At 61.2% G+C, this 20,665-nt stretch carries 18 protein-coding genes; 5 read left to right on the forward strand and 13 right to left on the reverse strand.

The window, feature by feature from the left end:
- Positions 1-9: 9 nt before the first annotated feature.
- From BLQ55_RS25485 to BLQ55_RS25505, 5 genes are all read right to left on the reverse strand, one after another.
- Positions 10-402 (reverse strand): 5-carboxymethyl-2-hydroxymuconate Delta-isomerase, encoded by a 393-nt coding sequence (locus tag BLQ55_RS25485; protein WP_092205206.1) that lies wholly within the window; start codon positions 400-402, stop codon positions 10-12.
- 83 nt (positions 403-485) lie between these two features.
- Entirely contained in the window at positions 486-1,343 is an 858-nt protein-coding gene (gene hpaD / locus BLQ55_RS25490) for a 3,4-dihydroxyphenylacetate 2,3-dioxygenase (protein ID WP_092258020.1), read from the reverse strand.
- A gap of 218 nt (positions 1,344-1,561) precedes the next feature.
- On the reverse strand, positions 1,562-3,022 hold the full coding sequence (gene hpaE / locus BLQ55_RS25495) for a 5-carboxymethyl-2-hydroxymuconate semialdehyde dehydrogenase (RefSeq protein WP_092258023.1): 1,461 nt from the start codon (positions 3,020-3,022) through the stop codon (positions 1,562-1,564).
- A gap of 5 nt (positions 3,023-3,027) precedes the next feature.
- On the reverse strand, positions 3,028-3,798 hold the full coding sequence (locus BLQ55_RS25500; RefSeq protein ID WP_092258026.1) for a fumarylacetoacetate hydrolase family protein: 771 nt from the start codon (positions 3,796-3,798) through the stop codon (positions 3,028-3,030).
- Positions 3,795-4,472 carry a fumarylacetoacetate hydrolase family protein gene (locus BLQ55_RS25505; RefSeq protein ID WP_092258029.1) on the reverse strand — a complete coding sequence of 226 codons (678 nt, stop codon included), beginning with the start codon at positions 4,470-4,472 and terminating at the stop codon, positions 3,795-3,797. The genes BLQ55_RS25500 and BLQ55_RS25505 overlap by 4 nt, the downstream gene beginning before the upstream one ends.
- A gap of 184 nt (positions 4,473-4,656) precedes the next feature.
- On the opposite strand from BLQ55_RS25505, the gene hpaA reads away from it, so the two are divergent.
- Positions 4,657-5,562, forward strand: a complete 906-nt coding sequence (gene hpaA, locus BLQ55_RS25510; RefSeq protein ID WP_092205201.1) for a 4-hydroxyphenylacetate catabolism regulatory protein HpaA — start codon at positions 4,657-4,659, stop codon at positions 5,560-5,562.
- 62 nt (positions 5,563-5,624) lie between these two features.
- Positions 5,625-6,047 (forward strand): homoprotocatechuate degradation operon regulator HpaR, encoded by a 423-nt coding sequence (hpaR, locus tag BLQ55_RS25515; RefSeq protein ID WP_060742174.1) that lies wholly within the window; start codon positions 5,625-5,627, stop codon positions 6,045-6,047.
- A 168-nt stretch (positions 6,048-6,215) separates the two neighbouring features.
- Here the strand turns inward: hpaR and BLQ55_RS25520 are convergent, their stop codons facing one another.
- From BLQ55_RS25520 to wecB, 6 genes are all read right to left on the reverse strand, one after another.
- On the reverse strand, positions 6,216-6,425 hold the full coding sequence (locus tag BLQ55_RS25520) for a phage infection protein (protein ID WP_092258032.1): 210 nt from the start codon (positions 6,423-6,425) through the stop codon (positions 6,216-6,218).
- Positions 6,426-6,624: 199 nt separating this feature from the next.
- On the reverse strand, positions 6,625-7,407 hold the full coding sequence (locus tag BLQ55_RS25525; protein WP_092258072.1) for an alpha-amylase family protein: 783 nt from the start codon (positions 7,405-7,407) through the stop codon (positions 6,625-6,627).
- A 177-nt stretch (positions 7,408-7,584) separates the two neighbouring features.
- Complete coding sequence (locus tag BLQ55_RS25530) at positions 7,585-9,393, reverse strand: bacteriophage N4 adsorption protein A (protein WP_092258035.1); 1,809 nt, start codon at positions 9,391-9,393, stop codon at positions 7,585-7,587.
- The gene (locus BLQ55_RS25535; protein ID WP_092258038.1) at positions 9,390-11,504 is read right to left on the reverse strand and encodes a glycosyl transferase family protein; all 2,115 of its coding nucleotides are present in this window, start codon (positions 11,502-11,504) and stop codon (positions 9,390-9,392) included. Before BLQ55_RS25535 ends, BLQ55_RS25530 begins: the two co-directional genes overlap by 4 nt.
- Before the next feature lie 12 nt (positions 11,505-11,516).
- On the reverse strand, positions 11,517-13,730 hold the full coding sequence (locus tag BLQ55_RS25540) for a hypothetical protein (RefSeq protein WP_092258040.1): 2,214 nt from the start codon (positions 13,728-13,730) through the stop codon (positions 11,517-11,519).
- A 36-nt stretch (positions 13,731-13,766) separates the two neighbouring features.
- A complete protein-coding gene (gene wecB, locus BLQ55_RS25545) occupies positions 13,767-14,999 on the reverse strand; it encodes a non-hydrolyzing UDP-N-acetylglucosamine 2-epimerase (RefSeq protein ID WP_092258075.1) in 1,233 nt (410 codons plus the stop codon).
- An 899-nt stretch (positions 15,000-15,898) separates the two neighbouring features.
- On the opposite strand from wecB, the gene BLQ55_RS25550 reads away from it, so the two are divergent.
- Genes BLQ55_RS25550 through BLQ55_RS25560 form a run of 3 tightly spaced genes read left to right on the forward strand, consistent with a single transcriptional unit; the run spans position 15,899 to position 18,806 of the window.
- The gene (locus tag BLQ55_RS25550; RefSeq protein ID WP_092258042.1) at positions 15,899-16,459 is read left to right on the forward strand and encodes a TRAP transporter small permease; all 561 of its coding nucleotides are present in this window, start codon (positions 15,899-15,901) and stop codon (positions 16,457-16,459) included.
- Positions 16,456-17,736, forward strand: a complete 1,281-nt coding sequence (locus BLQ55_RS25555; RefSeq protein ID WP_092258045.1) for a TRAP transporter large permease subunit — start codon at positions 16,456-16,458, stop codon at positions 17,734-17,736. The genes BLQ55_RS25550 and BLQ55_RS25555 overlap by 4 nt, the downstream gene beginning before the upstream one ends.
- A 50-nt stretch (positions 17,737-17,786) precedes the next feature.
- Positions 17,787-18,806 carry a TRAP transporter substrate-binding protein gene (locus tag BLQ55_RS25560; RefSeq protein ID WP_092258048.1) on the forward strand — a complete coding sequence of 340 codons (1,020 nt, stop codon included), beginning with the start codon at positions 17,787-17,789 and terminating at the stop codon, positions 18,804-18,806.
- A gap of 188 nt (positions 18,807-18,994) precedes the next feature.
- On the opposite strand, the gene BLQ55_RS25565 is transcribed toward BLQ55_RS25560, so the two are convergent.
- A complete protein-coding gene (locus BLQ55_RS25565; RefSeq protein WP_092205192.1) occupies positions 18,995-19,786 on the reverse strand; it encodes a transporter substrate-binding domain-containing protein in 792 nt (263 codons plus the stop codon).
- Between the two features lie 93 nt (positions 19,787-19,879).
- Entirely contained in the window at positions 19,880-20,533 is a 654-nt protein-coding gene (locus BLQ55_RS25570) for a TetR/AcrR family transcriptional regulator (protein WP_092258051.1), read from the reverse strand.
- Between the last annotated feature and the right edge of the window lie 132 nt (positions 20,534-20,665).

The raw sequence follows: 20,665 nt of genomic DNA on the forward strand, positions 1-20,665 counted from the left end.
CAGACGGATTCAGGTGGCCTGGGCCTTGAGAAAGGCGTGGATGTTGTTGGCCTTGAAGTTGAGTTGCTCGTGCAGTTCGATCATCTCGAACGACAGGGCCAGCAGGCGTTGGGCCTGGAGTTCGGCGAAGTGCGCGGTAATCACCTCGAAGAGTTTTTCCGCGACGTTCTGGCGGGTGGCCAGGTCGCGGCCATGGCCGACTTTCAAGGTCATGTGCACGAAGGCGTAATCATGTTTGCCGTCGGCCATGCGCCAGGTGTCCAGGCGCACGCCACGGCTGCGGATGCCGCCCAGGGGGAACACGCCGCTGTCGCCCAGCAAGGCGTGGACCTTTTCAAACAGGCCGGGCAGGTCGGCTTGTCGTTCGATGTTGTCGGTGTATTCAGCGATGAAATGCGGCATGGGAGCCTCCTGCGTCGGCAGCTTCGAGTGGTGAGCTACAAGCGGCAAGTTGCAAGCGATCCGCTTGCAACGTGTGGCTGTTCTTAAACTGGGAAAATGGCGTTGATCTGGCCGGTGCCGGAACTGCCAAAAGGTTCGGTGATGATTTCGGCGGGCTTGTCGTAGTCCGGTCCGCCGAGCAATCCCAGCAGCATCGCCGTGTCATGCATCTTGCCTTCACCGAAGCAGTGTTCGGCGTAGTCCGGAAGCATCGCGCAGAACTCTTTCCAGCGGCCCTGGCGCCACATTTCGACGACGTGCAGGTCGACCTGCTTGTCGAACTCCCGTGTCCAGTTGTGGATGTTGGCTTCAGCGTTGCGATCATCGGAGAAACGGTGCGACAGCGAACCGGACGCCAGCACCAGCACCTTGCGATCGCTTTTCTCGATGGCCCGGCGCACAGCGGCGCCGAAGGCGAAGCTGTCTTGCAGGCGATGCCAGGCGCACCAGGCGGCAATCGATACGACGTTGAATTTCTGGTCTTGGGCGATATCCATGTGCATGTAGCGCATGGGCACCAGCGTGCCGTATTCCAGTTCAAGGCTTGGGATGTTGTGGGCCAGGGTCCGCACATCGACGGCATTGGCCTCGGCGGCGATCAGTTCGCCCAGCTCCGGGGCGCCCGAGTATTCGTACTCCATGTTCTTGATGAAGTGCGGCAGCTCGTTGCTGGTGTAGACGCCCTTGAAGTGCTCGCCGCTGTTGACGTGATAGGCGCTGTTGACCAGCCAGTGCACGTCGAACACCACGGCGGTATCGGCCCCCAGCTCACGGGCGCGACGGCCGATTTCCTTGTGGCCGGCAATCGCGGCGGCGCGGCAACCGTGGTGCTTGCCGGGCAGCTCCGACAGGTACATCGAGGGAACGTGGCAGATTTTCGCCGCCAGGACGACTTCGCCCATGATGATTCTCCTGAAAAATTGTTCTTGTTGGATCTTGGATAATCGGTGAATCGGGTCTTGCTTGTGTTGGAGCTTTTGTGGCGAGGGGATTTATCCCCGCTGGGCCGGGTAGCAGCCCCAATATTTGAGAAGTCGGTGTGCCAGGTCTACCGAGGGGGGCGCTTCGCGCCCCAGCGGGGATAAATCCCCTCGCCACAGCGTTCATTACTTACCTTGGGTTAAACACCCCACCGCGGTATGTGATGACTGCCCATGGAGATGCAAACGTTCTTGATCTCGGCAAACACTTCAAAGCTGTACTGTCCGCCTTCGCGGCCGGTTCCGGAACCCTTCACGCCGCCGAAAGGCTGGCGCAGGTCGCGCACGTTCTGGCTGTTGATGAACACCATGCCGGCCTCGATGCCGTGGGCCAGGCGATGGGCCTTGCCAATGTCCTGGGTCCAGATGTACGAAGCCAGGCCATATTCGGTGTCGTTGGCCAGTTGCAAGGCTTCGGCTTCATCCTTGAACGGAATCAGGCACACCACCGGGCCGAAGATTTCTTCCTGGGCGATGCGCATCTTGTTGTTCACATCGGCGAATACTGTCGGCTGGATGAACTGGCCGCGGCTCAAGTGCGCCGGCAGGTTGGCCGGGCGTTCCAGGCCACCGGCGACGAGGGTGGCGCCTTCTTCGAGGCCGATCTTGATGTAGCCGGTGACCTTGTCGTAATGGGCCTGGGTGATCATCGAACCGACCTGGGTTTTCGGATCTTGCGGGTCGCCGACGATCAGGCGTTTGGCGCGGGCGGCAAACTCGGCCATGAATTGCGGGTAGACGCTTTCCTGGATGAAGATCCGGCTGCCGGCGGTGCAGCGTTCGCCATTGAGGGAAAAAATGGTGAACAGCGCCGCGTCGAGGGCACGTTCCAGGTCGGCGTCTTCGAAAATCAGCACCGGCGACTTGCCGCCCAGTTCCATCGAGTACTTTTTCAACCCGGCGGTCTGCATGATTTTCTTGCCGGTGGCGGTGCCGCCGGTGAAGGAGATGGCCCGCACATCCGGGTTGCGCACCAGCGCGTCGCCGGCGGTGGCGCCGTACCCCTGGATCACGTTCAACACGCCATTGGGAATGCCGGCCTCGACGGCCAGGCGCCCCAGCTCGTTGGCGGTCAACGGCGACAGCTCGGACATCTTCAGCACGGCCGTGTTGCCCAGGGCCAGGCACGGCGCCGTTTTCCAGGTCGCGGTCATGAACGGCACGTTCCAGGGCGATACCAGTGCGCAGACACCCACCGGTTGGTACAGGGTGTAGTTGAGCATCTGGTCGTCGACCGGGTAGGTATGGCCGTCCATCCGCGTGCAGACTTCAGCAAAGAAATCGAAGTTGTGGGAGGCCCGCGGGATCAGCACGTTCTTGGTCTGATGGATCGGCAAACCGGTGTCGAGGGTTTCCAGTTCGGCCAGCTTCGGCACGTTCTGCTCGATCAGTTCACCGAGCTTGCGCATCAGCCGGGCGCGCTCCTTGGCCGGGGTGTTGGCCCATTTCGGAAACGCTTCCTTGGCCGCCGCGACCGCCTGGGCCACTTCCTCGGCGCCGCCGCTGGCGACTTCGCCGATGGCCTCCCCGGTGGCCGGGTTGTAGTTGACGAAGACGTCTTTGCTTTCGACCTCACGGCCGTCGATCCAGTGTTTGATCATGCTGCTCACGCCTCTTTACGGGATGCGAAGAACTCGGCTTCGCTGACAATTCGATTGACCAGGCGACCGACGCCTTCCACTTCCACCACCACTTCATCACCGGGCACCACGTCGGCCAGGCCTTCCGGCGTGCCGGTGGCGATCATGTCGCCGGGCTGCAGGGTCATGAAGCTGGACAGGTATTCGATCAGGTAGGGGATGTCGAAAATCATGTCCTTCGTGCTGCCTTCCTGGCGCAACTGGCCGTTTATCCAGGTGCGCAGTTTCAGGTTGCTCGGGTCCGGTACATCGGCCAGGTCGACGATCCAGGGGCCGACGGGCGTTGTCGCATCACGGTTCTTCACCCGCAGGTTGGGGCGGTAGTAGTTTTCCAGGAAGTCGCGGATCGCATAGTCGTTGCACACGGTGTAGCCGGCCAGGTAGCCCAGCGCATCCTCGCGCTTGACGTTGCGCGCGGCTTTGCCGATGACCGCCACCAGCTCGCACTCGTAGTGCATGTAGGCGACGTTATCGGGACGCCAGGTCACCTGGTTATGGCCGGTGTAGGTGCCGGGCGACTTGATGAACGCCAGGGGCTCGGTCGGCGGCTTGAACGCCAGCTCGGCGGCGTGATCGGCATAGTTCAGGCCCAGGGCGAACATGTTGCCGGTGGCCGGGGGCAGCCACTGGACCTGGTCCTCGGCCAGCAGGCGACCGTCCGCCAGGCGTACGGCGTTGTGGGCTTCAACGGTGACGGCGTGATCCTGGCCTTCAAAACGAATGCGCGCGTGCTTCATGAACCTGCTCCTGTTTCCTCGGCCACGACGGTATTGACCAGACGGCCCAGGCCGCTGATCTCCACTTCGATACGGTCTCCGGGCAATACGTCGACCCGACCCTCAGGCGTGCCGGTGATCAAGACGTCACCGGCATGCAGAGTCATGAACTCGCTGATTTCAGCAATCAACTGGGGAATGTTGCGAACGAAATTGGCCGTGCTGTTTTGCTGGCACACCTCGCCATTGACGTACAGCGTGATCGCCAGGCTGTGGGGGTCAGCCACCTGGGCTATCGGCACCAGTTCCGGGCCGATGGCGCAGAAGCCGTCCCGGCACTTGGCCTTGACGGCGGGGCGGTAATAGCTGTCTTCCGGGAGGCTGAATTCATTGACGACGGTGTAGCCGGCCACGTAGTCCAGGGCTTCGGCGACACTGACGCGGCTGGCCGACTTGCCCATCACCACGCCCAGGGCCGGTCCGGGTTGCAGCCTTTCGCCATGACCCGGATGAATCACTTCGGCGCCGTGCCGGTTGCGGGTATTGGGCGTCTTGATGAACAGCACGGGCTTGAGCGGCGGCTTCTGGTAGGGCGGTTGCTCGAACTCGGCGAGGCGCTGCTTCAGCAGCCCCTGATAGTTCAGTGCGACCCCGAACAGGGTGCCGGTCGCGACGTCATGCAGGGCACGGCTCATGCTTGTCTCCTGGCGATGGCAGAGTGATGAGGCTCTGCGATTATTGTTAATGTATTAACGGTTATAATTAAGATGTTAACTATCGTCAAGCGTGACAGAATGACTGGCACTGGTTGCCTCGTCGGATTCGGTGCAGGATGAGTGCGACAGGTACCTGAATCAGAATAAAAACGAGCCCTGCGTGATGACCGACCGCCAGCCGATCCCGAACATCAACATTGGTCAGGTGTATGACCAGCGCTACAGCGACGCCGAAGTGCATTACGACCGGCTCGCCAACCTGGCGGGTTTTTTCGGCCGCAACATGCCGGTGCATCGCCACGACCGGTTCTTCCAGGTGCACTACGTCAAGAGCGGCACCGTGCGCGTGTACCTCGATGACCAGCAGTACGTCGAATCCGGTCCGATGTTCTTCCTCACTCCGCCGACCATTCCCCATGCCTTCGTGACCGAAGCCGACAGTGACGGGCATGTGCTGACGGTGCGTCAGCAATTGGTGTGGCAGTTGATCGACGCCGACCCAAGCCTGGCGCCGGCGGGTGCGCAAATGCCGGCTGCCTGCGTGGCCTTGGCGCAACTGGGGCCTGGGCAGGCGGGGGAGGTGCGGCGGTTGGAATACTTGTTCGAGGAACTGAGCGAGGAAGTAGCGGCGGCGCGTCCGGGGCGCAATGGGGCGCTGGATGGGTTGACGCGGTTGATCATGATCAGCCTGTTGCGGCTGTGTTCCAATTCCCTGGAAGCCAGGCCGGCACGGCATGAAGACCTGAAGATCTTTCATCGCTTCAATGAGCTGATCGAAGCCCACTACCTGCAACATTGGCCGCTGTCGCGCTACGCCGAGGGCATCGGCGTGACCGAGGCGCGCCTCAACGACGTGTGCCGACGCATCGCCGACCTGCCTTCCAAGCGTCTGATCATGGAGCGGCTGATGCAGGAGGCCAAGCGACTGCTGTTGTTCACCGGCAGCTCGGCCAATGAAATCTGCTACCAGCTCGGGTTCAAGGACCCGGCGTATTTCAGTCGTTTTTTCCAGCGTTACGCCCAACTCACGCCGGGGGAGTATCGCCAACGGCAATCGGGGTTGCGTTGAGCGCTTGCAGCGCTGTGACCGCGACACTAAGCTGCCGACTCGCCCATTCACACAATTCGAACATGGCCAACCCCAGACCTTCTTTGACCCTGACGTTGTTGCAAGCCCGCGAAGCGGCGATGGCTTTTTTCCGCCCGGCGCTGAACCAGCATGACCTCACGGAACAGCAGTGGCGAGTGATCCGCATCCTCCATCAGCAAGGTGAGCTGGAAAGCCACCAGCTCGCCCATCAGGCCTGCATTCTCAAGCCGAGCATGACCGGTGTGCTCAGTCGCCTGGAGCGCGATGGCCTGGTGCGGCGACAGAAGTCCAGCCAGGACCAGCGTCGGGTTTTCGTCGGCCTGACCGAACGCGGTCAGCAGTGCTTCGTGTCCATGAGCGAGGGCATGGAAGGCAACTACCGGCGGATCGAAGAACAGTTCGGCGAGGAAAAGATGCAGCAACTGCTCGCCTTGCTCAATGAGCTGAAGAACATCAAGCCCTGAGCCACAAGCTTTTGTGGCGAGGGCGCCTGCTCCCGCGGGTGAAACCCGTAGGAGCTGTCGAGCGAAGCGAGGCTGCGATCTTTGCGCTGCCAATCAAGATCAAAAGATCGCAGGCTTCGCCAGCTCCTACAGCGTCGAGCGGGAGCAATCTCTGGCCACACAATCGCCTCACACCGCGCTGCGTTCACGCAGCTCCTGCAACCGATCAGCCCCGCCTTCAGCCACGCGATTCTGGATCAAACGATCGGACCCGCCCTCAGCCAGTTGATGCGCAGTCTGGGCCGGGGCGCTCTTTGCCGAGGCAGCGTTCGACAGGCCGACGCCACCAACCAGTGTCAGGGCGATTGCAAGAGACGAAAGTTTCGAGAAGTTGAACATGGTGATTCTCCTTGCGTTTGATTGAGTGGGCCGGTGGCAACGAATGTGTTGCTGTCCGGTGATCACAGTTAAACGCGCAGATGTATCGACGATGTGTGCCAGGAGAAGGTGAAATCCATCGTTTCGTATCAGCCCGCATTTTATATACAGACCGATACAAACTCAGTAAGCGAGGCGAGCGGATAGCTCAGATGTCTGGTCAGGGCTGGGCAAGGGCTTGCTTCAGCTGGTCCACTGACGCAGGCGTCATATAATGCGGGCCATCGAACAGGTAGAGCGGGTAGCCCGAATAGGCCGCCAGTTGTGGCTTGAGTTCGGCGACAGTGGCGGCGCGGAAACCACCGCCGTATTGGGGGCGGAAGGCTTCGACGATGATCCGCACGCGGTCCTTGCCAAGCCGATCGCGCAGGGCGTCGGCGTAGTTCCGGGCCACCGGGGCGGTGCGGGCGTAGACGCCGACGCCGTCCTGGAAAAACACGCCGATATCGTTCGGCAGCCATTGCTTGAGCCAGTCTGCGGTGGCGGCGGGGCCGATGTTGGCACCGTCGTAGACACTGATCCACAGCGGCCGCGGCAGCTTGGCGAGCAGGGCCGGCAACTCCGTGGCGCCTGACCAACTGGGGTCGACTTCAGCCGGAAAATACCAACCGGTGACATGCAATGGCGTGGGCAAGCCAGCGATACGCTCCGACAGCGCCGCCAGTTGCTCGATATCGTCCCGAGAGCGGTTTTCGCTGAAATAGCCGGCCAGCCCGAGGATAACGTCCCGGGCCCAGGGCGCCTTGGCGATGCGCGCCCAGTCCGGCAGTACCGGCACGCTGGTCAGGCCGGTGCCGGGCACGAAGGCCTGGTCGTCCACCACCGTCCATTGCACCAGCAGCTCGTGCACGCCCAGTTTTTCCCAATTGCCGCTGATGCCGACGGTCTGGTTATCCGGCTGCCAGACGATGCCGACGATGTTCGGTGCCGCGCGGGTGGTCATGTAGTACGTCCCTGTACCTGCGGCGAGAAGCGCGGCCAGTAACAGTGCCGCGACAGTCTTGCGATGGATGAACGTTGCGAAGCTTTTCAAACAAGTTCCTTCTGGATGCAGTGTAGTCGCGGCTCGGCAAGACGAGCCACTTTTCGTAGCGATGGACCGACTGGCACACCCAGCGGATCAATAGGAGTAGGTCAAGCGCGCGAACACCCCTTTGGCGCGATCCTCGCCGAACACCCTGGCGCGGTATTGCAGGGAAAAATCCACATAGGAACGTGGCGCATTGTAGGCGTCTTCCCGGAACCAGTAGCGTACGTTGTTTCCTATCCCGATCCCCCCGGCGTCACCGGAAGAAAAGCCGCCACCGGCCTCGCTCTTCATCTTCGAATCGTAGTCGATCGCCGCCACGACATGGGGGAAGGTCACCCAGCGCGAACCGGTCCCGCCGATGGCGTAGCTGCGGCCCACTTGCCATTCGCTGTTGAAGTAATTGCGCGAGTCATTGATGTAATGGCCGACCTCGGCATACAACTGCGAGGTCCACCAGCTCGGCACATCGACCCGCAGGTCGGTACCGATGCTCGAGCCGTAGCCCAGGCGCACCAGCCAATCGCCGTCGACGTTGGACGATCCAAGGGGAAAGGTGCGTTCCAGGGCGGCCATGATGTTGACGGAACTGAAGGGTTTGACTCGTACGCCAACGGCGCCTTGCAGGGCATCGGCGCCGGTGTCCGAGTCGCTGTTCTTGCTCCACAGGGTATCGGTGATACGCCCGTAGAGCTCGACAAAGCGCGCGTTGCGATAACCCAGCGGGCGCCAGGACAGCTCGGTGCTGTTTTGCAGCAAGTCATTGCTTTGGCTGCCGCTGCCCCCGGTGCTCGGCGCGGCGCTCAGGCCACTGGAGCTGTTGCCGCGATAGCTGGTGGTGCTGGTCAGGCCCATCCTGCGCGAAACGTCACCCACGGCGCGACGGGTATCGAACAGTTGTTGCGCGGACATGGGCGTCTCTGCTGTTTCTTGCCCGTCGATCACGCGTTTGAAGTACGCGACGGCTTCGTCGTCTTCATTGACACGCATCGCGTTGTAGGCCGCGTCCTGGGCCGCCGCCGGCTTCAGTGGCTCAGTGGCGTCGGCCTTGCGGAACGCGGTGTGGGCCGCCTCGTCATCGCCGCTGCGGACCGAATCATAAGCAAGCTGCAAATCGCTCACCAGTGCCCGCTCATAGGTGTTGACCGGCCGGGTGGCGCACGTCAGGCCGAAGGCGCTTTCCTGACACTCCAGGATCGGTGCGTCGGGATCATTGGCATCGAGCAAGGCATTGTCGAGCAGTTGCTGGTTGGCGGCGATTTCCGGAGCCCAGCCTACGGCTTTGCGGGCCTTTTCCACAGCCAGGGCTCGGTTGCCTTGCTGCAGGGCGCGGTAGCCCTGGACCGCCAGCGGTGCTGCCAGTTGGCGGCGAATTTCTTTGCGCCGCATCAGCAACGTGGTGTCATTGGTGAAGACCCCTAGCGCGTCGGTAACGGCTTGGTCGGCTTCTTCCAGATGTTGCTGGCGCTGCAGGGCGTCCACCAGTAGCAACCGGTATTCGCGGCGTCGTGGCGCCTGGGTGATGGCCTTGCGCGCCGATTGCGCGGCCAGGTCGAATTGTTCGCGATCATAGGCTTTGAAGCCCTGGGACGCGGCGGCGAAGCCCGGTGCTGGCGGCGCTGCGCGGGATGACCTGGCGGTTTGCGGCTGGTCGCGCAGTTTCTTGTCCCGTTCGGCCAACTCGATCAGTGTGTTCAGGCGCGTCACGTCGGCGCGCAGGCGCAGGGCTTCGCGCGCCTTGGCGATGGCCAGGTCGTAGTCCTTGCGCTCGTAGGCGCTATAGGCCTCGTTGGCGGCGGTGTAGGCCGGCCCCGTCAACGGCAGCGGCAGTGTCTCGGCGGACGCGAGCGCGGGAATCAGGCTCAGCCCCGCGGCCAAGAGGGTCAGAAGGGGGCGGTTCATGCCGGAAGCTCCATTGGGTAGCGGCTGTGCTGGCGTGCCACCACCTGTTCGATCGTCGCCCGGGGCAATACGCCGCTGTCGACCAGATAATCGCCGATCCGGCCGTGATGCTGCGGGCGATACTGCAACATGGCGCGGCTGAACTGATCGCGATCGAGCAGGCCCATTTCGATCAGCAGGTCGCCCAGCAGCGGCGCGCGGGCATTCGGTACGGCATGACCGTTGTTCGCCGGCAATCGGCGCAACAACGCGAGAATTTCACTCTCCCGGGCGATCAGTTGCACCGGCTCGCTGCCCAATTCGGCGCTGACCTGTTGCAGGCCTTCATCGGAAAGCGGGTTGGCGACGGCGATCTGTTCACGTCCTTCGCCATTGCGCCCCAGGGGGATGACGCGCCAGCGCAAGGCAAACTCGCTGGCCAGCGACGACGTCGAGGCCGACGCTTTCTGGGCCACTTCAAAGACCCGCGGCAGGTCATTCTGGAACGCGATGGCTTCGGCCAGGGTTTCGTCGTCCAGCCAGCCGTTATTGAGCAGAATCCGACCCAGCGGTACATTGCGCGACTGCTGTTCGTCGAGGGCACTTTGCAGGTGGGTGTCGGTAATGGCTTGCCAGGACAGCAATACACTGCCCAGGCGGCGTGGTGCGGTAGCGACCAGGTCGGTGGACGGGAAGTCATGCATGGTCTTGTCCCAGACCAGCTTGCGGTTCATGACCTTGCCCACCAGGAACATGCGCCAGGCGCGAGAGGCGGCCATGAAGTTGACGAAGTTGCCCACCAGCATGCGCGGGATCGACAACAAACCGTGCTGCCAGCCATACAGCACCGTGGTGAAGTAGTAGCGGTGCATGATCCGCCAGGCCAAGGCAACGCCGTTGGCCAACAACAGGTATTTGATCACGCCATTGGTTTCAAAGGGCGTAGGGAAACTGACGTCCCACAAGCCGCTGTTGCGCAGAATGATCAGGCCCAGCAGTTGCACCAGGATCACATAGGCGATGATGCTGATGAACGCTGTCACGACGCCCTTGCGGTCGCGAAACAGCAGGTATCGGTTGGCCAGCGAGCCATTCCAACCCATCTGTTCCCAGCCTTGCAGGCCGATGCCCAGGGTCCAGCGCGCCTTTTGCCGGAAGGCGGTGCGGAAGGTGTCGGGGAAGAACTCACGCACGCACAGCGGCATCGTCAGGGTCGATTCATAGGGCTTGCGGAACCAGGATTTGCGCAGCACCCGGAACTGCACCGGGAAGCGCACGAAGATCGCGTTCATGCCGACCTTGGCCAACCGCGCGCCGACGTCATAGTCCTCAGTGAGGCTGTCGGTGTTGAACGGCTGGTTTTCGGTTTCGCCGGCCAGCACCCGCAGGGCGCGATGGGAAAAACAGGTGCCGACGCCGGCCGAGGGCACGGTGTCGGTCATGCTTTCACGCACCACCAGGTCCTTGCCGTGCCATTCGGCGAACTCGTCCATGTAGACGCCCGCCACCCATTCGTACCAGTTGCGTTCCAGCGAGACCACCGGCAACTGGATCATGTCCTTGCGCGGCAACAGGTAGTTGAACAGGCGCAATTCCAGCGGATGCAGCACGTCCTCGCTGTCGTGCAGCACGACGCCGGCGAAGGTCATGCCATGGGTTTTCTCGTGCAGGAAAATCGCCTGGATCACCCAGTTCAAACAGTCAGCCTTGCAGGTCGGCCCGGCATGGGGCACTTCCACGCGGTGCAGCTGCTTGTAACGCCGGCGCATCCGCTCGACTTCGTCGATGGTGCGCTGGTCGTTGATGTAGGTGCCGACGAAGACGACGTAGTTCTGGTAGTCGAGCGTCGACACCATGTTTTCGATCATCGGTGCGATGACGTCGTATTCCAGCCAGGCCGGCACCATGATCGCCAACGGCTGTTCGTCCCGGGCCAACAGCTGCTCGGCGGTCAGCGGCCGGTATTTGCGATCCACGGTGAACTTGCGGTACAGGCGGCGAGACCAGTACCACACGTCAATGATCAGATCGTCCAGGCTGGAGATCAGGATCAGTACCGCGACTACAATGGTCGCGGCTTCCAGGTAGTTATAGTAGTGGGCCAGCCAATAGGGCCAATAAAGCGACGTCATCAAAGGTTACCGTTACTGGCGATTGCGACGGGCGCTACGGCCAGCCAGCAACAAGATAAGGAACAAGGCAATGCCACCGGGGATCAGCCAAAGCAGCGACGGTTTACGCCAGGCATCCAGGCCCTTGGGTTCTTCCTGGCCGATCAACTGGCTACCGTTGGGATCCTGGGTATCGAAGACCGCCACGGCACCGCTGTCGCCCAGGATCGCCACATCGCCACGGGTCAACACAATCGGCTTGGCCAGGGATGGGGCCTGGTCGCCCAGGGCCCGATAGACCAGGCCGTGCTGGCCCGAGGTCTGCACCACTTGCAGCGACGCCAACTGGTTGAGGCGCTGCACATCCAGCATCACCTGGTCCTGATGGTTGATCCGCAGGTGACCCTGCTCGTCGACCTGGACCGACTCCTTGCTGTCCTTGAGCGGCAGTTCGAAAGCCAGGAAGGCTTTGTCCGGGCTGACGACGGCTTTCGGATCGGTGCTGACCCTCAACTGTGCGCGCAGCGGCGAGACACCCGAGGCATCGGCTACCGGGATCACCTGGGCCAGGCTGCTGGCCGGATGGTCAAGGTATGCCTGGGGAACGAGCACTTGGGTGTCTACGGCAAAGCGTGCGGCGATGCCGGCGAAATCGTCACCCAGTGAGGTTTTGTCCAGCACGATATGGCTGGTAGGCAGTACGGACACCGGGAACGCCTGAGGCGTTTCAAGGCAACGGTCGCTGACCGGTTGGCGCTGGAACGAGACGCGCAGTACGTTTTTCGAACCCAGGGCGTAGCGCGGGATGTGAGCCTGGATGCGTTGGGGTTCGCCATCGGTGGTCAGTTGCTGGGCACCGATCAGGAAGTCATTGAAAAACAGCGAGGCCACGGGCGCGGTATCCGAAGCGCCGGGTGCGGCGGAAACGTCGACCACTGCGGTGACAGGCAGGCGACCGTCATACGCCACGTTGCCCAGGGGGAACGAAGTGCTCCAGTCGAATCGCGAGGCCACGTCGAAGTTACCGGGAGCGCCGCCCAGTCGCGACAGGGCCACGCGGCCATCATCGCTCAACGGCGTTTGCGCTTCGTTCACGGTCAGTTGGCGGCTGCGCGCCAGCTTATTCCATGCAGAACCGAACAAGGACAAGGCTTTGCTGGTCGCATCCGGGGCGATTGTCAGCACCGGGCGAGTGCCCAGCAGCGCCAGGCGCACGTTGTCAGTGCCGGTGCCCACCATGGCGGCGTTGACGTGGGCATCGCGCCATTGGGTCAAGGCCGCTGCCGCCGTGGCGTCGACGCCTTGTACCTGGCTCTGCAAGGCATCCAGGGACTGGTTGATGGCCTGGAGCAGTTGCGGGTCGCTGATGGCCAGGTCGGCCTGCAGGTTCGGCACTTGCCCAAGCATCAGCAGTGCACCGATTTCGGCTGGGTTGGCCAAGGTATGCTGGCCCTTGCCGTTGAGGCTGGCGAAGGCGGGAATGTTCAACAGTTCGGCCGGGACGCGCAGGTCGCTCAGGTCGACGCTGTCCTGCAGGGCAGGGAAGGGCAGGATACGGGCATGCTTGCCGATCCGCTCCAGGGCCACGCCCAATCGCCAGGCGGCATCATAGCTGCCGGCCGACAACGAACCCGGTGCGACCAGGATGCCGGGGTTGGCGGGCAGTGTCGTCCAGGCGGCGCCGACATCCTTCAGTTGGCTGGCATCGTAGCTGTAGTTCAGGCGGGTATCGGGCTGAATGCGCAGCACGTTGCCGATGACCCGGTCGTCTTCGCACAGCGGCCGGGAGACCACCGATGACCAGGCAATGCCCAGGCGTACCAGGCCGTTGTCCCGTGGGGCCTGGTCTACGCCCAGCTTGACGCTGGCATCGCCCTGCGCTTCGCTGAGGCCTTCGGCGCGCACCGGGTAGCCATCGAGCGACAACAGCATGGTATTGCGGCCGCCTTCGCCATTGAGATAGCTGGCGTCCAGTTGCAGCGTCGCATCGCTCAGGGTCACGCCAGCGGGTACCGGCAAATACAGTTCGCGTCGAGCGTCGCTGGCACTCAGCAGGATTGGCGCGGTGATGCCCAGGTCGCTCAAGCGGATCTCACGCTCCTGGTGGGTATCGGCGTTGAGTCGATGGATTGCCTGGGTAAGCGGGCTATCCGCAGCCAGGGCAAAGTTTGGCATGAGCGCGAGCAGGCTCAGGCCACAGGCAAGGGCGCTGAGCGCGCCCGTAGGGGTGGCAACGGAAGGCTTCATTCAGGCAAATCTCGATCTGATAAGGGTGGGTAGCAGTTATGAAGTGAAATCGGCGAGCAACTCGCGTGGCTCGGACAGCGGCGTGTGTGACGGCTCGTGGGCCGGTTGCACCTGACCCGCGACAAAATCGTCGACCGCACGCCCCATCAGGGTGTCGACGATGCGCTGGCTGGCCTTGCCATCGCCGTAGGGATTGACCGCTTGAGAGGTACGACGCCACAGGGCCACGTCGTCGAACAGTGCGTTCACGCCAGCAATGATCGAGACCGGGGACGTGCCGACCAGGCGCACGGTGCCAGCGGCCACGGCTTCGGGGCGCTCGGTGACATCGCGCATCACCAGGACAGGTTTACCCAGGGACGGCGCCTCCTCCTGCACACCGCCGGAGTCCGTGAGGATGACGTGGGCATGTTGCATCAGGCGCACGAACGCCAGGTAATCCAGGGGCTTGATCAAATGCACATTGAGCAGGTCACCCAGTTGTTCGGTCACCGGCCCCAGTACGTTGGGATTGAGATGCACCGGGTAGACGATCTGGATATCAGTGCGCTGGGCCAGTTCGCGCAAGGCCTTACAGATGTCCAGGAAACCCTCGCCGAAGTTTTCCCGACGATGACCGGTCACCAGCAGCAGCTTGCGTCCGGTTTGCAGGAACGGGAACTGTTGGTCCAGATCACCGCGCAACCGGGCATCGTCATTGATGCGTTGGGCAGTCAGTTGCAGTGCATCGATCACCGTGTTGCCCGTCACCAGGCAGCGGCCCTGCAGGCGTTCGCCCAGCAGGTTGTCGCGGGATTGGCCGGTAGGGGCAAACAGCAGGTCGGCACTGAGGTCGATGCAGCGACGGTTCATTTCTTCCGGCCATGGGCTGTAGATATCGCCGGTGCGCAGTCCGGCTTCGACATGGCCTACGGGGATGCGCCGGTGGAAGGCGGCCATCGAGGCCACCATGGCCGAAGTGGTGTCGCCATGGACCAGCACCCGATCCGGCCGGGTCTGTTCCAGGACCGGGTCGATGGCGCTGTACAGCGCGGCAGTCAGGGAGTTGAGCGTCTGGTGCGGCGTCATCACGTCAAGGGTGAAATCAGCCTTGAGATCGAACAGATCCAATACCTGCTTGAGCATGCTTTGGTGCTGGCCGGTGACGCAGATCAGCGATTCAATGCCGGGTTCGGCGGCGAGGGCCTTGACCAGAGGAGCCATCTTGATAGCTTCGGGACGGGTGCCGAAAATCGACAGGATCTTGATTCGTGGGACTTGAGTAGCGATGACGCCCTTCCTCGCGCAGTCTGCTGCGCCGCACAACAGTTCGCCCAAGTGCGGGCACGCACTTGAGTAAGTGATTTAAGTTAAGTGTGGTTCCAATATCCGAAAGGGGTTGTGCGCGTAAAGAAAGTTACGTGGTGGCACCTTGGTTCTTGGCCGGGAGATTAATAGCATCAAAGTGCGTAGCCGCAAAGTTTTTTTATATGAAGTTTCATTAATATTTTTTAAAAGGCCGCATTGGGGATGATGAAAGGGCTGTTAATTGGCCGGATTATTGTTGTTCTGTATTGATTTTAAAGGGTTTTATTTTTTGTTTTTTTATTTTTAAGCGACGAGGTATTCCTTATTAATTATTGGCGCCTGAAAAAAATAAGATGGAATTTTTACATGCCGTTAGAATGGCGCCGGAATGTTGTCGCGGGGTCGTAGTTGGTGGGCTTAAGTTGATGTGTGTAAAGAGTTTTGACCGAGTTTTGTTCATTTTATTTTTATTAATCATGACGAACGGTTAATAGATAACTGTTGATCGGGCGTGCTGCTGTTCTTCAACCAAGGAAAGTTTGTGCCTGGTTTCGCGGGTGCGGGGGTGGGCAGACCTGTGAACGCATGGCCGATAATCGCCCGCTTTGTCATGGGTGGGTGCCTGGGATATTGACCGTACTAACCGGTTGGTACATTTTAGGCGCCACATACGTCTTGCGACGCATTGCCAAGACCATAATAAAAAATAGAGGAGCACCTCATGCGAACCTGTCTGCAAACGCCCGACACCTTTCTCTCGATCTGGCGCTTCTGGCCTGAACCCCCTCGGAACACCTCCATTTGGATTCGATAGCGGACACCGCTGCCGTTCTATTGCGCCGGTTGGAACCCGGCACTCGACAATCCGAGAGGTCTTCAAGATGGCAAAAGTCGTCGACTTGTATTTCAAGCTGCTGAAGCTGCTGATCGTGCTATGCATGCTCGCAATGATCGTGCTGGTGTTCGGCAACGTGGTGCTGCGCTATGCCTTCAACTCGGGCATCAGTGTGTCGGAGGAATTGTCTCGGTGGTTCTTCGTCTGGATGATTTTTCTGGGTGCCCTGGTGGCGCTCAAGGACCGTGCCCATCTGGGCATGGACAGCCTGGTCAAACGCTTGCCGTCGGCAGGCAAGCGGATCTGCCTGGTCATCGGGCATCTGCTGATGTTGTACATCTGCTGGTTGATCTTCAGTGGCAGTTGGCAACAGGCGGCGATCAACCTGAACGTAGTCGCCCCGGCATCGGGGTTGTCCATGGCGCTGTTCTATGGCGCCGGCCTGGTGTTCGGCGCCAGTGCCGCACCGATCCTGCTCTACGAGCTCTACCTGGCGCTGTTCGGCAAGCTCGGGGATGACGAGTTGGTGATGGTCAAGGACAACGATGCCGAGGTGCTCACCCATGACTCCATTGCCCATAACCCTACAAAGAGTACCCGCCCATGACGCTGGTTATTTTTCTCGGGTCCTTGATCGGCAGCATGGCACTGGGCATGCCCATCGCGTTCGCCTTGCTGGTGGTCAGCGTGGCGTTGATGGTTTACCTGGATCTGTTCGATGCGCAAATCATCGCCCAGAACCTGCTCAACGGCGCGGACAGTTTTCCGCTGATGGCCGTGCCGTTCTTCATGTTGGCCGGCGAAATCATGAACGTCGGCGGCCTGTCCAAACGCATCGTCAACATCGCCATGGCGCTGGTGGGGCATAAGCGCGGTGGTCTTGGTTACGTGGCGATCATCGCTTCCTGCCTGCTGGCGTCGCTGTCCGGTTCGGCCGTGGCCGATGCGGCGGCACTGGCCGCGTTGCTGGTGCCGATGATGGTGCTGGCCGGGCACCATCGAGGGCGCTCGGCCGGGCTGATCGCCGCCGGTAGCATCATCGCGCCGGTCATTCCGCCGAGCATTGGCTTCATCGTCTTCGGTGTGGCATCCGGGGTGTCGATTTCCAAGCTGTTCCTGGCCGGTATCGTGCCGGGGTTGATGCTGGGGGCTTCGCTGGCCGTTGCCTGGTGGTACATCTCCCGCAGCGAGAACGTCGAGACGCCGCCCAAGCGTTCCCGTGCCGAAGTGCTGCGCACGTTGCTCGATGGCAGTTGGGCGATGGGCCTGCCCTTGATCATTATCCTGGGCCTCAAATTCGGCATCTTCACGCCCACGGAAGCCGCGGTGGTCGCGGCGGTCTATTCGCTGTTCGTGTCCCTGGTGATCTACCGGGAAATGAAGGTCAGCCAGTTGTACGAAGTGATCCTGTCCTCGGCCAAGACCACCTCGGTGGTGATGCTGCTGGTGGCGGCGGCCATGGTTTCATCGTGGCTGGTGACCATCGCCGACCTGCCGGGCCAACTGGCGGAGCTGCTGGCGCCGTTCATGGACAACCAGACCCTTCTGTTGCTGGTGATGATGGTGCTGATCATCCTGGTAGGGACGGTGATGGACATGACCCCGACCATCCTCATCCTTACCCCGGTGCTGATGCCGGCCGTCATCCAGGCGGGGATCGACCCGGTGTACTTCGGCGTGCTGTTCCTGATCAACACCGCCATCGGCCTGATCACGCCGCCCGTGGGCACGGTGCTCAATGTGGTTTGCGGAGTGGCCAGGCTGGACTTCGAGGAAATCGTGCGCGGGGTGTGGCCGTTCATGTTTGCGCAGTTTGTGGTGCTGTTACTGTTGGTCCTGTTCCCGCAATTGGTCCTGGGGCCGTTGAAATTCTTCACCGGATAACCCCGGTGCTGTTAGCTCGACCTTAAAAACAATAACGATCGGAGAGTGACATGGGAAAACTGATGAAAACCCTGCTGGCCGGGGCGTGTGCGACGGGCTTGCTGTTGACCGGCGTGGCCAGCCACGCGGACGAAATCCGCGAACGGACCTTGCGATTCGCCTTTCAGAACGTCAAGGAGCACCCCCAGGGCCAGGGCGCGCAGAAGTTCGCCGACCTGCTCGGCGAGAAGAGCGGCGGCAAGATCAAGGTCCGCCTATTCCCCGGCGGTACGTTGGGCGGTGATGTGCAAACGGTGTCGGCGTTGCAGGGCGGCACACTGGACATCACGGTGCTCAACTCCGGCATCCTGGCCGCCCAGGCACCGGATTACGCCATGCTCGATTTCCCGTTCCTGTTCAACAACGTCGAGGAAGCCCATGCGGTCATCGATGGGCCGGTCGGGCAGAAACTGGCGGCGCAACTGGACAGCAAAGGGCTGGTAGGGCTGGGTTATTGGGACCTGGGCTTTCGCAACCTGACCAACAGCAAGCATCCGGTGACCAAGCTTGAAGACATGCAGGGCCTGAAGATTCGCGTGATCCAGTCGCCGATCTACTTGGAGACCTTTGCCGCGCTGGGTGCCAACCCCGTGCCGATGGCGTTCCCCGAGGTCTACACCGGCCTTGAGCAGCACACCATCGATGGTCAGGAAAACCCTTTCACGGTGATTGAGGGCAACAAATTCTACGAGGTGCAGAAGTACCTTTCCGTCACGGGGCACATCTTCAATCCGCAATCGTTGATCATCAGCCAGAAAACCTGGAACCGTCTCAACGACGATGAAAAAGCGATGATTCGCGCGGCCGCGGCCGAGGCGCAAACGTTCCAGCGTGAAGTCACGGCGGCGAGCATGGACAAGGCCAAGACCACATTGGCCGCTGCGATGACCGTCAATGAAATCACCCCGGCCGAGAAAGATCGCTTGCGTGAGCGGGTGAAACCGGTAGTCGACAAGTTCGCCAAATCCCTGGATGGCGACCTGGTGAAGACGATGTACGAGGAAATCGCCAAGGTGCGCGCGGCGCAGTGAGATGAATGGGCCTGCCCGCAACAGACCCCATCACAGGTCCCCTGTGGGCTGACCCCAGGATTCACATACGCCACAGATCCCCTGTGGGAGCGAGCTTGCTCGCGATTGCAGTGTGTCAGTCAATATCAACGCGGCTGACCTGACGCCATCGCGAGCAAGCTCGCTCCCACAGGGGGGGCAGCCAATGGTTACTGGGCGGCTGGCACGGCCAGCCACTGGCCAATCACTTTCTGGTAGCTGCCATTGGCCTTGCTCAGGTGCAGCCACTGATCGACGTACATCTTCCAGGTGTTGTCATCCCGTGGCAGCAGGTAGGCCTTCTCGCCATATTGCAGGTAGCGGGTCGGGTTGACGGCACACAGGCCGGGCTTGAGTTTCTGTTGGTAGAGCGCTTCCGAGGCGTCGGTAATCATCACGTCGGCTTTCTTGTCCAGCAGTTGCTGGAAGATGGTCACGTTGTCATGGAAGTTGAGCTGGCCGTTGGGCAGGAACGCCCGGACGAAGGCTTCGTTGGTGCCGCCGGCCGGCTCGACCAGGCGCACCGAAGGCTGGTTCATCTGCTCGAGGGTCTGGTAACGTTCCTTGTCTTCGCAACGCACCAGCGGGATCTTGCCGTCCACGTCCAGGGTGGTGCTGAAATAGGCTTTCTTCTGACGCTCCAGCGTCACCGAAATCCCACCCATGCCAATGTCGCATTGGCCTGCAACCATATCCGGCATCAGGGTTTTCCAGGTGGTCTGCACCCATTGCACCTTGACGCCGAGGCTGGCGGCCAGGGAGCGCGCCATGTCGATGTCGATGCCTTCGTATTCGCCTGCTTCGGTTTTAAAGGTATAGGGCTTGTAGTCGCCGGTGGTGCACACCTTCAGTTCGCCGCGTTGCAGGACCTGGTCCAGCAGTGAAGGTGTCGGCTCGGCCAGGGCGGCGCAAGAGAGCGCCAACAGGCCACAGAACGTCATCGAGCTTGTTATGGTTTTCATCGTGAGGGGACGTCTCGTAGCGGAGGGAAACAAGATCGGGGAGTGTAGTAAAAGTGTTGGCAGGCTGTCACTGGAGCAGGGCAGACGACCCTGTCAGCAGACAGCGGTCTCAAAGGGGCGTCGCTGCAAGCTTTCCAGGTAGGCGCAGAACATATCGGCCATGGCGTCGCTGTAGATGGCAACGTCCGCAGGAGAGCGGGGCGCTGATGAAAAACGCTTACCCACGGCACTGAGCGTGCTGATGACCAGGTCACCTGCCAGGGTGCGGGTTTGGGCCGGGGCGTCTGGCAATGCTTGCAGCATGAAGGCGTCCACCGACTGTTGCACCGACATCCGCGCGGCCTGGTGCTCGGGTGCGTCACGGTAGAGCGGGGCGGCGTCGTTGAGGGCGACGCGTATCTGGGCTTCGTCGCATTCGGACTGGATGAACGCCTGCACCAGGGTACGCAGGCGCTCGAAGGGCGGCTTGAGATTGTCTTCAAGAATCTCGCGCAGCATGTCGCTGGTTTGCCGCCATTCATCACTTTGCAGGCGGAACAGGATCGCCGCTTTGTTCGGGAAGTATTGATATACCGAGCCGACGCTGACGCCCGCCCGCTCGGCAACCCGGGCCACCGTGAAACGTGCCGCGCCCTGGGTCGCCAGAACCTGAACAGCCGCTTCCAGAACCGCGGCGACGAGCTCGGTGGAGCGTGCCTGTTTCGGCTGTTTGCGCGAGGAAATCTGCGGGCTTGAGCGTTCGGACATGTGGGCATGAACCTCGGCAGGGAATGCGAATAGGAAACGCGACGGATTGTTCGTATCTTGAATGCGACGAATTGATCGCATTCTAGTCGGCTCCACAGGCAGCGTTCAACGTCACATCGCATCCTTTCCGTG

This window comes from Pseudomonas sp. NFACC13-1, from assembly GCF_900104425.1.
Lineage (GTDB): Bacteria > Pseudomonadota > Gammaproteobacteria > Pseudomonadales > Pseudomonadaceae > Aquipseudomonas > Aquipseudomonas fluorescens_AA.